The 12,934-nt window shown below is 66.5% G+C and carries 12 protein-coding genes and 1 tRNA gene; 8 read left to right on the forward strand and 5 right to left on the reverse strand.

Annotated features, from left to right (window positions below; translation table 11 throughout):
* The first annotated feature begins 280 nt into the window (after positions 1 to 280).
* The 4 genes from K369_RS21880 to K369_RS21895 all read left to right on the forward strand — a co-directional run bounded on the left by K369_RS21880 (position 281) and on the right by K369_RS21895 (position 3,775).
* Positions 281 to 1,696 (forward strand): circularly permuted type 2 ATP-grasp protein, encoded by a 1,416-nt coding sequence (locus tag K369_RS21880; RefSeq protein WP_036296189.1) that lies wholly within the window; start codon positions 281 to 283, stop codon positions 1,694 to 1,696.
* A gap of 42 nt (positions 1,697 to 1,738) precedes the next feature.
* A complete protein-coding gene (locus tag K369_RS21885; RefSeq protein ID WP_018266912.1) occupies positions 1,739 to 2,680 on the forward strand; it encodes an alpha-E domain-containing protein in 942 nt (313 codons plus the stop codon).
* A gap of 48 nt (positions 2,681 to 2,728) precedes the next feature.
* A complete protein-coding gene (locus tag K369_RS21890) occupies positions 2,729 to 3,550 on the forward strand; it encodes a transglutaminase family protein (RefSeq protein WP_036294202.1) in 822 nt (273 codons plus the stop codon).
* Positions 3,551 to 3,690: 140 nt separating this feature from the next.
* A tRNA-Tyr gene (locus tag K369_RS21895) sits at positions 3,691 to 3,775 on the forward strand.
* A gap of 26 nt (positions 3,776 to 3,801) precedes the next feature.
* Here the strand turns inward: K369_RS21895 and K369_RS21900 are convergent.
* Positions 3,802 to 6,285, reverse strand: a complete 2,484-nt coding sequence (locus K369_RS21900; RefSeq protein WP_051949463.1) for a bifunctional diguanylate cyclase/phosphodiesterase — start codon at positions 6,283 to 6,285, stop codon at positions 3,802 to 3,804.
* A 94-nt stretch (positions 6,286 to 6,379) separates the two neighbouring features.
* On the reverse strand, positions 6,380 to 6,640 hold the full coding sequence (locus K369_RS26720) for a hypothetical protein (protein WP_198033206.1): 261 nt from the start codon (positions 6,638 to 6,640) through the stop codon (positions 6,380 to 6,382).
* On the opposite strand from K369_RS26720, the gene cobT reads away from it, so the two are divergent.
* On the forward strand, positions 6,555 to 8,483 hold the full coding sequence (gene cobT / locus K369_RS21905) for a cobaltochelatase subunit CobT (RefSeq protein WP_036294205.1): 1,929 nt from the start codon (positions 6,555 to 6,557) through the stop codon (positions 8,481 to 8,483). The genes K369_RS26720 and cobT overlap by 86 nt on opposite strands.
* 133 nt (positions 8,484 to 8,616) lie before the next feature.
* On the opposite strand, the gene K369_RS21910 is transcribed toward cobT, so the two are convergent.
* Complete coding sequence (locus tag K369_RS21910; RefSeq protein ID WP_036289774.1) at positions 8,617 to 9,792, reverse strand: IS4 family transposase; 1,176 nt, start codon at positions 9,790 to 9,792, stop codon at positions 8,617 to 8,619.
* A gap of 367 nt (positions 9,793 to 10,159) precedes the next feature.
* Here K369_RS21910 and K369_RS27295 point away from each other — a divergent pair, with 367 nt between their 5' ends.
* Positions 10,160 to 10,309 (forward strand): hypothetical protein, encoded by a 150-nt coding sequence (locus K369_RS27295; protein WP_198033177.1) that lies wholly within the window; start codon positions 10,160 to 10,162, stop codon positions 10,307 to 10,309.
* A 161-nt stretch (positions 10,310 to 10,470) separates the two neighbouring features.
* Here the strand turns inward: K369_RS27295 and rpmB are convergent, their stop codons facing one another.
* A complete protein-coding gene (gene rpmB / locus K369_RS21915; protein ID WP_036296194.1) occupies positions 10,471 to 10,770 on the reverse strand; it encodes a 50S ribosomal protein L28 in 300 nt (99 codons plus the stop codon).
* Between the two features lie 197 nt (positions 10,771 to 10,967).
* The gene (locus K369_RS21920) at positions 10,968 to 11,378 is read right to left on the reverse strand and encodes a nuclear transport factor 2 family protein (RefSeq protein WP_036294207.1); all 411 of its coding nucleotides are present in this window, start codon (positions 11,376 to 11,378) and stop codon (positions 10,968 to 10,970) included.
* A gap of 154 nt (positions 11,379 to 11,532) precedes the next feature.
* Here K369_RS21920 and K369_RS21925 point away from each other — a divergent pair, with 154 nt between their 5' ends.
* Positions 11,533 to 11,796 (forward strand): hypothetical protein, encoded by a 264-nt coding sequence (locus K369_RS21925; RefSeq protein WP_036294209.1) that lies wholly within the window; start codon positions 11,533 to 11,535, stop codon positions 11,794 to 11,796.
* 213 nt (positions 11,797 to 12,009) lie between these two features.
* Positions 12,010 to 12,900, forward strand: a complete 891-nt coding sequence (locus K369_RS21930; protein ID WP_036294211.1) for an NAD(P)-dependent methylenetetrahydromethanopterin dehydrogenase — start codon at positions 12,010 to 12,012, stop codon at positions 12,898 to 12,900.
* Positions 12,901 to 12,934 lie beyond the last annotated feature (34 nt).

Here is a 12,934-nt window from a genome sequence, read left to right on the forward strand (position 1 = left end):
GCCGAGGCTACTGCCCATGAGTCCTTCGCAAGTGTGGATCGCCGAGCGACTCGAAAATCGCGCCGACGCTTTTGGTTTTGATGCGGGGCGCATGGCTTGTCAACGACAAACGGATTAGAAGACGAGACGGCTCGATAAGGGCTTCGGCGACGCTCGAGCCGCCTGGCTCGCTTCTTGCCATGCTCTGCCACAAAGGCGCATCGTCCGGCGCGATCGGCCGTTCGCCGAAACCTCGAGGGAGAGCGAGAACGTGCTTTCGAAGGTGGCGAAATTCGATGAGATGGACGGCGTCGACGGCGTGACCCGCGTTCCTTATGAAAAGCTCGCCAAATGGCTCACCTCGGTGGAGCCCGAGTTTCTCGCCTCCCGCAGGGCGCAGGCGGAGCTTCTGTTTCGGCGCATCGGCATCACCTTCGCGGTCTATGGCTCGCAGGAGGCGACCGAGCGGCTCATTCCCTTCGACATTCTGCCGCGCATCATCGCCCGCGCCGAATGGGCGCAGCTCGAGAAGGGCCTGATTCAACGCGTGAAGGCGCTGAATCTGTTTCTCGCTGATCTCTATGGCCCGGGCGAGATTTTGAAAGCGGGCGTGGTGCCGTCCGAGCTCGTCTATCGCAACCCCGCCTTTCGGCCGGAGATGGCGGGGCGCCGCGTGCCGCACGACATCTTCGTGCATATCGCCGGCATAGACATCATCCGCACCGACGATGACGGCTTCTATGTGCTGGAGGACAACGCCCGCACGCCCTCCGGCGTCTCCTACATGCTGGAAAATCGCGAGGTGATGATGCGGCTGCTGCCCGATCTCTTCGGGCTGCATCGCGTCGCGCCGATCGAGAATTATCCCGATCAATTGCTCGCCACTCTGCGCTCGGCCGCGCCGCGCGGGGCGGGGGCCGATCCGGTCAGTGTGCTGCTGACGCCCGGCCAATATAATTCGGCCTTCTACGAGCATTCCTTCCTGGCCGACAAGCTCGGCATAGAGCTGGTCGAAGGACGCGATCTCTTCGTCAAGGACGATATCGTCTATATGCGCACGACGGAGGGGCCGCGCCGCGTCGATGTGATCTACCGGCGCCTGGACGACGACTTCCTCGACCCGCTGGCCTTCCGTCCCGATTCCGCCCTGGGCGTCGCCGGTCTGATGGGCGCCTATCATGCAGGCAATGTGACGCTCGCCAATGCAGTCGGCACGGGCGTGGCCGATGACAAGGCCATTTACACCTATATGCCGGAGGTGATCCGTTTCTATCTGGGCGAGGAGCCGCTGCTGAAGAATGTCCCCACCTGGCGCTGCCGCGAGAAGGAGGCGCTTGCCTATGTGCTCGACCATTTGGGCGAGCTGGTGGTGAAGGAGGTCAATGGCTCCGGCGGCTATGGCATGCTGGTCGGCCCTCACGCGACCAAGGCGCAGATCGCGGAATTCGCGGCCAAGCTCGCCGACAATCCCACCAATTTCATCGCCCAGCCGACGCTCGCGCTCTCCACCTGCCCGGTGTCGGTGGCGAGCGGCGTCGCGCCCCGCCATGTCGATCTCAGACCTTTCGTGCTCTATGGTCCCAATGGCGCGAGCGTGGTGCCGGGCGGCTTGACGCGCGTCGCCATGACGGAGAATTCTCTCGTCGTGAATTCCAGCCAAGGCGGCGGAACCAAGGACACATGGATCATCGACGACGCGCCGCTCGCGCGCGCATGACGAATTCACAGTAAGAACAGCGCGCCGAAACGACGGGATCTCATGCTCTCACGCACCGCCGACAACCTCTTCTGGCTGGCCCGATATATGGAACGCGCGGATTTTCTCGCGCGCATACTGCAGGCGTCCCGGCGCCTCGCCACGCTTCCCCGCGCCTATGGCGGCGTGGAGACGGAATGGGAGAGCGCGCTGCTCTCCTCCGGCGCCGCGCCCGCCTTTCACGCGGCGGGGCTGACGGTCGACGAGGCCAATGTCACGCAATTTTTGGCTTTCTCGCCGGATAATCCGAGCTCGATTCGCAATTGCATCGAGCTCGCCCGCGTCAACGCCCGCGCCGTGCGCACCGCGCTCACCGTGGAAATGTGGGAGGCGATCAACGGCGCCTTCCTCGAGCTCAAGGCCTTCGAGCAGGCGAGCCGCTCCGCCGAGGAGGTGACGCGCTTTCTCGATTTCGTGAAGCAGGTCTCCGCCGCTTACGATGGCGGCGCGCATCGGACCATGCTGCGCAACGACGCCTATTGGTTCTCGCGCGTCGGCCTCTATCTCGAGCGCGCCGACAACACGGCGCGTCTGCTCGATGTGAAATATCACGTGCTGCTGCCGGAGACGGAGGCGGTCGGCGGCTCGCTCGACTATTTCCAATGGACGGCGATATTGCGCGCGGTCTCCGCGCATACCGCCTATCATTGGGTCTATCGCGACAGTCTGAAGCCCTGGCTCGTCGCCGATCTCCTGATCCTGCGGCCGGAAATGCCGCGCTCGCTCATCGCCTGCTATGAGAGCGTGGTGCAGAATCTCGATCGTCTCGGCAAATCGCATGGCAAGCAAGGCCCGGCGCAGCGCCACGCCCGCACCGTCTTCGGCCAGCTCGAGCATGCGACCATCGAGAATGTATTCCACAACGGCCTGCATGATTTCATTCAGAGCTTCATCGCCGATAATCATCGGCTGGGGGCTCTGGTGTCGGAGCAGTATCTTTTCTAGAATGAGATGTGTCGGAGCCGGCGATTCCGGCTCCCTTTGCGGTGAAAGATGCACATAAGAGTCAGGCGCGAGACGATCTATCGTTACGCGGAGCCGGCCAAGGCGGCGATTCAGAAGCTGGCGCTCACCCCGCGCAATTACGACGGGCAGCATGTTCTCGACTGGCGCATCGACGTCGATCGCGACTGCCGCCTGCGCGCCTGCGAGGACGCTTTCGGCAATGTCGTGCACAGCATTTATGTCGAGGGGCCGCTCGAGGCGCTGACCACCGTGGTCGAAGGCGCGGTCGAGACCTTCGACACCGCGGGCGTCGCGCGCGGCGCGATCGAGCGTTTTCCGCCGGAGCTCTATTTGCGTGAGACGCCGCTGACCGAGGCGGATCACGCGATCTGCGATTTCGCGCTGGCGGCGACGGCGCGCGAGAGGGAGACGCTGGCCAAGCTCCATGCGCTGGTCGGCGCGCTCCACGAAGCCTTCGTCGTGGCGGAGGAGCCGACGAGCGGCGCCGTCGCGGCTTCCGACATCTTCGCGCGTCGCCGCGGCTCGGCGCAGGATGCGGCGCATGTCTTCATCGCCGGCGCGCGCAGCCTCGAGATTCCGTCGCGCTATGTTTCCGGCTATGCGCTGCGCGCCGACGCTGGCGCGGCCGTCCACGCTTGGGCCGAGGCGCATGTCGCGGGGCTCGGCTGGGTGGGCTTCGACCCGACGCGCGGCGCCTCGCCCGACGAGAGCTATGTGCGCGTGGCCGTGGCGCTGGATCATCTGGGCGCCGCGCCCATTCGCGCCGCCCATGCTGGCGGCGGCGGCGAGACGGCGGAAGTGCGCGTCAGCATCGCCCGCGCCCAGGGCCAGTCGCAGAGCCAGTCCTGAGCCGGCGACGGGCCGGCGACGCCTTCGGTCATTTTCGGGTTGACAGCGGGCGAGCAAATTCCCCATATGCGCCCTGCTTCACCGGCCCTTCACAGGGCCGTCGCTCGCGGGACCTATCCTCTAGGGTCCGTCGAGAAGCTGGGGGAATGTCCCGAGCGGCAAAGGGGGCGGACTGTAAATCCGCTGGCTATGCCTTCGTAGGTTCGAGTCCTACTTCCCCCACCATTCTCCTTCTCGCCGCGGCGCAGAGCTTACGCCGCGCTCCCCACCTTCGTCCAGATCTCGCCGTCGTCCTCCAGCATGCGCCGCAGCTCCGCCGCCGGCGTCGGGCGGCTGAACAAAAAGCCCTGCATCTGCGTGCAGCCTTCCGCGCGCAGCCGCGCCAATTGCTCATGCGTCTCCACGCCCTCGGCCACGGTGGCGACGCCGAGGCACTGCCCGATTCCCGCCACGGCGCGCACGATCGCCCCGCATTCCTGATTCTCCGGCAGCTCCTTCACGAAGGAGCGGTCGATCTTGATCTTGTCGAAGGGGAAGGAGCGCAGATAGCTGAGACTGGAATAGCCGGTGCCGAAATCATCCATCGATATGCACACGCCGAGGCCGCGCAGCTGATGCAGCACGGCGAGATTGGCGTGGTTTTCGGCGAGCAGCACCGATTCGGTGATCTCCAGCTCGAGCCGCTGCGGCGCGAGGCCGCTCGCCGCCAGCGCCGATAAAACCGACTGCACCAGCGAGCGCGAGCGAAATTGCGCGGGCGAGAGATTGACGCAGACGCCGATCGGCTCCGGCCAGCTCGCCGCCTCGCGGCAGGCCTCGCGCAGCACCCATTCGCCGATCGGCGTGATGAGCCCGGTCTCCTCGGCGAGCGGGATGAACTCATTGGGCGAAACCGCGCCGCGCATGGGATGGAACCAGCGCAGCAGCGCCTCCGAGGCGACGATGCGATTGGTCACCAGGTCGACGAGCGGCTGATAATAGATTTCGAACTCGCCGGCGGCGAGCGCGTGGCGCAGATCGGCCTCCATCGTGCGCCGCACGAGAATGGAGGCCGCCATCTCCGGCTCGAAGAAGCGATGCAGCCCGCGCCCGTCCGCCTTGGCGCGGTAGAGCGCTATGTCGGCGTTCTTGAGCAGCGTGTCGGCGTCGCCGCTGTCGATCGGCGCGACCGAGACGCCGACGCTGGCGCCCACCGTCACCACATGGCCGTCGACCTCATAAGGCACGCTCGCCGCGCTCACGATGCGCTCGGCGAGCCGGTCCGCCTCGCTCGCTCCGGCGCCCGCTTGCACGATGGCGAATTCGTCGCCGCCGACGCGCGCCACCATATCGCCCGGCGCCAGAGTCTCGCGCAGACGCTCGGCGACGGCGATCAGCAGCCGATCGCCGACCGGATGGCCGAAGGCGTCGTTCACATCCTTGAAGCCGTCGAGATCGAGATAGAGCACGCAGAGGCCCGCCGCGCCATTGTCGAGCCGCTGCAGCTCCTCGGTCAGCCGCGCGCGGAAGAGCGCGCGATTGGCGAGGCCGGTGAGCGGATCGTGATGCGCGAGATGGGCGATGCGGGCGGCCTGCTCGCGCTGCTCGGTGACGTCGACGATGGCGAGCAATATCGCCGGACGATCGTCGAAGGCGATCTCGCGCGCGTAATTCTGCACCTTTATCTCGCGCCCCTCCGCTGTGCGATTGATCCATATGCGGTCCGCGGGACGGCGATTGGCCGGGCTCTCATGGGCGATCGTCACCGCCGGCCATTCCTCCTCCGCATAGAGGTCGAGCAAGGTGGAGCGAAGAAAGCGCTCGCGCGCATAGCCGTAATGGGCGACCGCCGCGTCATTGACGGCCATGATGCGCAGGCTCTGCGGATCATGCACCCACATGGGCATGGGATTGCTCTCGAACAGCAGGCGGAAGGAGGCCTCGCGCGCCTTCAGCGGCGTGACGTCGGTGAGCGTCACGCCGACGAGATCGCCCATGGGCGCGGCGGACAGCCGCAAATGCATCGCGACGCCCTCGGCCGAGCGATGCGCGACCTCGAATGTGTCGGGGAGCGCCGATCGGAAAATGGCGGCGAAGCGCTCGAAGGTCCCGTCGGTCATCCAGGCCGGGACGATCTCGCTGATGCGCCGCCATTGCAGATCGCGCTCGGCGCCGCCGAAGAGCCGGCTGGCGCTGGCGTTGAGGCTCACAATGACGAAATCGACGATGTCGCGGCCGGCGTGGACGGCGGCGAGCGTCGCTAGCCCGCCATCGGTGGCGCGATAGATGGCGTCGACGAGATCGTGCTTGGACGTCCGCTCGCGCGCGAAGACGAGAAACAGCGTCGCGCCCCAATGGCTCGACAGCGGGAAGACGACGATCTCGCAAGTCTGCACCAGCCCGCCGCGAATGCTGCGCGCCATCGTCGCCGCCGGCGTTCTGCTGGCCTCGGCCGCTTCGAGCGCCTCGCCGATGGCGTCGCGGTAATTGCGCTCCAGCGCGTCGAGCCGCAGGCCGCGCAGCGACGCGCCCAGCCAGGCCTCGAAGGCGCCGCCGCCATAGGAGAAGGCGAAGCCGCCATCCGCGCCGCGCGCCGCCAGCGCCAGATCGTCGGCGAGCCGGCCGAGGCTGCCCAGGGCGATCTGCTCATAAGGCGGCAGGCCGCCGACCGGCGCCTCGACCTGCCATTTGAAGCACAGTTCGTCGACGTCGCGAAATTCGGTGACGACTCCATATCGGGAGGCGATCTCATACATGGCTCAGCTCGGATTCGGGGGCTTCCGGCGCGAGAAATTGACCGGAAGCTTTGAAAAAACAGTAAAAATTTCAATAGCTTAGAATGAGATTGCGTCATCTTTCCGTCATATGCAGGCTCAAATCGCTGATTACGAAGGAGAAATTCGTGCTTTGCCGGAATTCGCGCGTGATTGCGTCTTCGCCGATTTTCATAACTGCCGATCCGGCATAGGCTATATAGGCGCATTCGCCCGCGGCGGACGCAGAGCTCACGATCGAACGGACTTCCATGGCATCCAATCGCAAACCAGCCTCGCCGAAGGAGGCTCCGCAGGAGCCGTTCAAGCGCGCCGTCGCCGGCGCGATGCGCGCCATGGCCAAGCGCGCGGAGCTGGAAGTCTCCTTCTCGCCGGAGCGCGCCATGCTGCTCGGCGCCGACGACAAGGCCAAGGCGCGCCTGCCGGAGCCGCCGCGCAAGCTCACCGCCCAGGACGCCGCCATTGTGCGCGGTCACGCCGATTCCATCGCTCTGCGCCTCGCCTGCCACGATGAGGCGGTGCATCGCCGCGTGCAGCCGCAGTCGCCCGACGCCCGCGCCGCCTTCGACGCGCTGGAGCAGGCGCGCGTCGAATCGATCGGCTCGCGCCGCATGGATGGCGTCGCCGCCAATATCGGCGCCATGCTCGACGATCGCTATCAGCGCGCCCGCTTCTCCGAGATCGAGACGCGCGAGGACGCGCCGCTCGAGGACGCTCTGGCGCTCATCGCGCGCGAGCGCCTGACCGGCATCGCGCCGCCGCCGCATGGCCGCAAGGCGGTCGATCTCTGGCGCCCCTGGATCGAGGAGCGCGCCGGCGCCGATCTCGACAAGCTCGTCTCGGCGCTCGAGAATCAGCGCGGCTTCGCGCAGCTCGCGCATCGCCTGCTCGCGTCGCTCGAGCTCGAGGGCGAGAGCGCGGGCGGCGAGGAGGACGCCGAGGAGCCGAGCGAGGACCAGCCGCAAAATCCCGATGAGGCCGAGGGCGAGGAGACCGAGGAGGACAAGCAGTCCGGCTCCTCCGAGATGGACACCGCCACCGCCTCCGAGGAGGCGCTGGAGAAGGGCGAGAGCGAAGCCGCCGAGATTCTCGACAGCGAGATGCTGGAGGAGATCGACTCCGGCGATGTGGACGAGGCGATGGAGACGCGGCGGCCGCCGACCTCCTCGTCCGATCGCTCCGGCGGCGAATACAGGGCCTATACGTCTCGCTTCGACGAGACGGTGAAGGCGGAGGATCTCTGCGACGCCGAGGAACTCGATCGCCTGCGCTCCTATCTCGACAAGCAGCTCCTGCATCTCTCCTCCGTCGTCGGCCGGCTCGCCAATCGCCTGCAGCGGCGGCTGATGGCGCAGCAGAACCGCGCCTGGGAGTTCGATCTCGAGGAGGGGATGCTCGATCCTGCGCGCCTGCCGCGCGTCGTCATCGATCCGCAGCAGCCGCTCTCCTTCAAGCGCGAGAAGGACACGAATTTCCGCGACACTGTGGTCACTCTGCTGCTCGACAATTCGGGCTCCATGCGCGGCCGGCCGATCACTGTGGCGGCGACCTGCGCCGATATTCTCGCGCGCACGTTGGAGCGCTGCGGCGTGAAGGTGGAGATTTTGGGCTTCACCACCAAGGCCTGGAAGGGCGGCCAATCGCGCGAGAGCTGGATCGCCGACGGCAAGCCGCCGAACCCCGGCCGGCTCAACGACATTCGCCACATCATCTACAAGGCCGCCGATGCGCCCTGGCGGCGCGCGCGCCGCAATCTGGGCCTGATGATGCGCGAGGGCCTTCTGAAGGAGAATATCGACGGGGAGGCGCTCGACTGGGCGCATCGCCGCCTGCTGGCGCGGCAGGAGCAGCGCCGCATTCTGATGATGATCTCCGACGGCGCCCCGGTCGACGATTCCACTCTGTCGGTCAATCCGGGCAATTATCTCGAGCGCCATTTGCGGCACATCATTCAGGAGATCGAGACCAAATCGCCTGTGGAGCTGATCGCCATCGGCATCGGCCATGATGTGACGCGCTATTACCGCCGCGCCGTGACCATCGTCGACGCGGAGGAATTGGGCGGCGCGATGACCGAGAAGCTCGCCGAGCTGTTCAGCGAGAACGCCGCTCCCGCTCCGGCGCGCGCCCCGCAACGCTCGGCGCCGCAGCGGCCGCGCGTCCTCGCCGCGGCGCCGTGAGGGGTTGCGTAGCGCCCCCTCCCCAGCCCTCCCCCGCTGCGCGGGAGAGGGAGTAGATTTCGCGCTTCATCGACATTTCGCGTCACGTCGCCGCCTTCCCTCCCCCGCTTCGCACACGGCTGTCCGGGGAAACTCAGGCATAGATCATCTCGATCTGGCAGTCGGACTTCCACCGGCTCGGCACGCGATATTTGGGCGGCGGCTCGTCGATCGATGCGACGGGCCGGCGCGCGAACAGGAAGCGGCCAGCCAGCTCGGCGAAGCGCAGCGGCGGCAGAGTGACGCCGTGGCTGTGCGCGGCGATGCGCAGCAGCAGGAAGGCGATCATCGCCGCCAGCAGCTGAAGCTTGATGGCGTTCTCGTTCTTGCCCAAGAACTTGCGGATCGAGAGATGCTGCTTCAGCCAGCGGAACAGCAGCTCGATCGCCCAGCGCGCCTTGTAGAGCGCGGCGATCTCCACCGCATCGCGGGTCATGTCGTTGGTGATCACCTCGATGATCGGCGATTTCGTCCGGCTCGCCGCGTCGCGCTCGATGCGGATGCGGCGCAGGCGCATCCGCAGCTTGGAATCGCCCTTGCTGGCCAGCGCGACCTCGCTGTCCGCGAGCACGGTGAAGCCGTCGCCGCGGGTCTTATCGAGCGGCCGTTCGGCGACGACCTTCAATCGCGTGTTGGTCTTTGGCCGCGTGACGAAGAGCGCCCCGGCGTCGTGAATGCCCTTCCACCATTTGAAATCATAATAGCCCTTGTCGAAGACATAGGTGGCGCCCGCCTCGATCGGCGTCTTCTTGCCGATGGTGACATCATTGACATTGGCGAGCGTCACCTCGACGCGATAGGGACGGTCGGCCCCGCGATCATAGGCGACATGCATTTTGAGCCCGTGGATGCGGCCGTTGGAGCGGGCGAACGCATGGAACTTGCTCAAAGGGATGGGGGTCGAGTCGATGAGGCGGAGCATCTCGGCTCCCTCGCGCCGCGTCTTGCGGTCGAGCGTCGCGGCGAGCAGAGCGAAGAGATCGGCGAAGACGGCGACGGGCCGGCGGGCGCTGGCTTCGGCGAGCGTCGAGCGCGCGAAACGCCCGACGCCCAGGTGATAATGCCCATTGGCCTCGGCGTTGAAGGCGGCGACGAGGGCGCGCAGGCTGACGACCGCGCCCAGCTGCGCGAAGATCAGCGCCACCAGATGGCTCCAGCTCCTGAAGGATTTGTCGTAGGCGTCGCCGCCGTGACGATCCACGATCTTCTGGAAGCTGCGACGATCGATCGGTTTGAGAAGCTCGACGAAGACGCTATTCTCGAGGCGCATGTCCGGCTCTTTCTTTCTGAGTCTCGACAACCAGAAAGTACCCCGAAACTCTCGGGAAAGCCGGGCATGCGCCCGCGACCTATCGACTCATTCCCCGGACAGCCGTGCGCGAAGCGGGGGAGGGTGAGGGAGGGGGCGCTCGGGGGGCGCTCGTCGCCGCGAATCGCCTCTCGTAGTTCACCGAATGGTGAATGAGTTTAAAGCGAGTTAATTTCGCAACCAGCGCTCAACCGCGCCGAAAACGAGTCGGCGGGGAACCTTCAGGGCGGCTGTTGCATTAATATTTCGGCGCGACCGTCTGGTGCGCGTGCAGTGACGATCGGATGTCCGAGCGATCGGCCGTCCGGGAGTGACGAGGGAGTTGCGTATGATTTCCTTTGGCAAAGTTCGAAATGCGGGATTGCCCGCGGCGTCTCACGAGCCGCTCGACGTCCAGAGGGTTCTCTGCGTCGCCGCGATCTTCTCGCTGGCCACCCTTCCCCTGCTGCTCAGCGTAGCTTTGTCGATCTGGGGCTGACACGCCGCCCAGAGCGATTGTCGGCGCGTGGCTGGGGGCTCGCGTCGGCAAGGGCGGCCGCAACAGGAAAGACCCCGCGCTCTTGTCCAGGGCGCGGGGTCTATTTGTCTTCGCTTTCGGATGAGAGCGAGCCTTCAGGCTCGCATCCGAGGCCGTCGAGATCAGGCGGTCGCGGGGGCGGTCGCTAGCTTCTTGACGATCTCGCGCTTCAGCGCGCGGGCGTCGTCGGAGAGTTCCGTGTCGCGCGCCTTGACGAGGAAGCCGTCCAGGCCGCCGCGATGCTCGACCGAGCGCAGAGCCGCCGCCGAGACGCGAAGACGCACGGAGCGCGCCAGCGCGTCCGAGGACAGCGTCACATTGACCAGATTGGGCAGAAAGCGGGTGCGCGTCTTGCGGTTGGAGTGGCTGACGAGATTGCCCGTCTGCACGCCTTTGCCGGTCAGTTCGCAACGGCGGGACATTGTCTTTTCCTTTCGATCGGCGCAGAGCGCGGGAGGCCGCGCCATTCGATGGCCGTATGACATGAAAATCGCGCAAAGGCCCCGCGCCCCGGGGGGCGAGCCCTTGGTTGGGCGGACTTATAGAGGCAGGGGCGGCGAAAGGTCAACAGGGGATGTCGCCTTCATGGCGATCCTGTGAAGCTTCGGCGAACCTGCCGTCAATGCAGCGAGCGCGTCGGCGGCGCCTGCGGGGTCGGCGGCGGCTCGCTCTGGACCATTAGTGGGCTCGCCTGATGATGCACCAGCCGCCACGCGCCATCGACGAGCCGGAAGCTGTTGGTGGCGACGAGCGCCGCCTGGCCGACCATCTCTATGCAGACGATGCGTCCCTCGGAGCCGCTGAGCAGCGCGCGCTCGCTGCGGCGCAGAACCGGGTCCTGCATGGGATTGCGCAAAATTTCGCGGAAGGAGGCCAGCACCTGCTCGCGTCCGAAGATCGGCGGCCAGCCGGGATGGATGCAGCAGATTTCCTCATCGCCCCAGATCGCCGCCATCCCATCCAGGTCCGCGGCGACGAAGGCTCGATAATAAGCGGCGTTGGCCGCGAGCAGAGACGCCTCGTCCGACATGGGCGCGAAGAATGCGCCCAGCTCGAGCCGATGGCAATAAAATATCTCGAGAAAAGCGCTTTCCTATAAGCCCTCGCGCGGGGCCTTGACGCCGCCTTGCGCCGCCCGATTTTCCCCAGCGGAGCCGCATCTGCGGCCGATGGGGGCATGGATCATGAAAATCGGCGGCTTTGCGATCGTCCTGCTCGCCGGCGCGCTCGTCGCCGCTGCTCCCGCCGAGGCCAGGCGCTCCGCCCGCCGTCCGGCCTATGCGCCGCCGCCGGCCGCCGCTCCCGCCTACGCGGGTCCTGCCTACGCCGCGCCTGCGCCCGCCTATGCCGCGCCCGTGCGCCCGGCGCCGGTCTGGGGCGCCGACGGCTATCGCTTCGATCCGCCCGGCGCCGGCTCCTCCTTCGGGTCCTCGCCTTTCGGCTATTGAGGCGGCCGCCGCGCCTGCGCTGTCCAGCGCCGGGACAATAGGCTGGACATTCGTCCCGTTCTGCGGTCTATGCGTCTCGCCATTCGAGACCGGGCTCCGCCCGCGCCCGCCGTCCCGGTATCGCTCATCCGAAAGCTTGGCTAAGCTCGAGCGTCACGCAGGGCGCGCAGCGCGCTCGCACGCCGGCAAGGACAGAAAGGTTAGGAATTTCCCATGGCCGCCAAATCGATCCTTCATATGTTGAGCACGCTGAAGCATATGAGCCCGTTCGACGTCAACATGGCGCTCGACGCGGGCTTCGACGTGGCGGTCCCCTATACGAATGTCACTCTCGACGAGGTGACGGCGCTGGTGCAGGACGCGATGTTCTCCCGCGCGCCCTCGGCCGCCCTGCGCACCGGAATTTTCTTCGCCGGCCGTGACGCCGTGCTCGCGCTCGACATGCTGGACGCCGCCGAGAAGGCGCTGCTGAAGCCCTTCGAGATTTCGCTGTTCGCCGACCCTTATGGCTCCTTCACCACCGCCGGCGCCATGGTCGCCTTCGTCGAGAAGGTGCTGCGCGAGAAGAAGGGCCGCGAGCTCAAGGGCGCCAAGATCGTCGTCTATGGCGCGACCGGCGTCGTCGGCTATTCCTCCGCCGTCATCGCCGCGCTCGAGGGCGCCGAGGTGACGATCGTCGGCTATAGCGGCCTCGAGCGCGTGACCGCCCAGGCCGACGAGATCGAGAAGCGCTTCGGCGTGAAGGTGACGCCCGCCGACGGCAGCAAGGCCGAGCAGGTGCGCGCGCTCCTCGTCGAGCATGAGATCGCGCTCTGCGCGGCCCGCGCCGGCGTGCAGGTTCTGTCCGCGGAAGATCTCGCCGCCGCCAAATCGCTGCTCATCGCCGCGGACGTCAACGCCGTGCCGCCGCTCGGCGTCGAGGGCGTCAAGCTGCACGACAAGGGCGTCGAGCTGCCGTCGGGCGCGCTCGGCATCGGCGCGCTCGCCATCGGCGACATCAAATACGGAACGGAGGCCGGTCTCTTCCGGCAGATGACCACTTCCGACAAGCCGCTGCGTCTCGACTTCCGCCACGCTTTCGCGCTGGCGCGCAGCCTGCTCTGAGCCGCTCGAATCTGGATCGGGCCTCGTCCCGACG

It is taken from the genome of Methylosinus sp. PW1, assembly GCF_000745215.1.
In the GTDB taxonomy this organism is placed as follows: domain Bacteria; phylum Pseudomonadota; class Alphaproteobacteria; order Rhizobiales; family Beijerinckiaceae; genus Methylosinus.

What these genes read in the sequence shown, in the direction of transcription:
- K369_RS21910 (WP_036289774.1), bottom strand. Translation starts at nt 9,792, where the DNA reads ATGCGCCTCGAGAATAGCGTCTTCGTCGAGCTTCTCAAACCGATCGAT.
- K369_RS26720 (WP_198033206.1), bottom strand. Translation starts at nt 6,640, where the DNA reads ATGGCGCGCATCGCGCCGGCGACGGCGCGCTTGAACGGCTCCTGCGGA.
- K369_RS21890 (WP_036294202.1), top strand. Translation starts at nt 2,729, where the DNA reads ATGCACATAAGAGTCAGGCGCGAGACGATCTATCGTTACGCGGAGCCG.
- K369_RS21880 (WP_036296189.1), top strand. Translation starts at nt 281, where the DNA reads ATGGACGGCGTCGACGGCGTGACCCGCGTTCCTTATGAAAAGCTCGCC.
- K369_RS21925 (WP_036294209.1), top strand. Translation starts at nt 11,533, where the DNA reads ATGAAAATCGGCGGCTTTGCGATCGTCCTGCTCGCCGGCGCGCTCGTC.
- K369_RS27295 (WP_198033177.1), top strand. Translation starts at nt 10,160, where the DNA reads ATGATTTCCTTTGGCAAAGTTCGAAATGCGGGATTGCCCGCGGCGTCT.
- K369_RS21930 (WP_036294211.1), top strand. Translation starts at nt 12,010, where the DNA reads ATGGCCGCCAAATCGATCCTTCATATGTTGAGCACGCTGAAGCATATG.
- cobT (WP_036294205.1), top strand. Translation starts at nt 6,555, where the DNA reads ATGGCATCCAATCGCAAACCAGCCTCGCCGAAGGAGGCTCCGCAGGAG.
- K369_RS21900 (WP_051949463.1), bottom strand. Translation starts at nt 6,285, where the DNA reads ATGTATGAGATCGCCTCCCGATATGGAGTCGTCACCGAATTTCGCGAC.
- K369_RS21920 (WP_036294207.1), bottom strand. Translation starts at nt 11,378, where the DNA reads ATGTCGGACGAGGCGTCTCTGCTCGCGGCCAACGCCGCTTATTATCGA.
- rpmB (WP_036296194.1), bottom strand. Translation starts at nt 10,770, where the DNA reads ATGTCCCGCCGTTGCGAACTGACCGGCAAAGGCGTGCAGACGGGCAAT.
- K369_RS21885 (WP_018266912.1), top strand. Translation starts at nt 1,739, where the DNA reads ATGCTCTCACGCACCGCCGACAACCTCTTCTGGCTGGCCCGATATATG.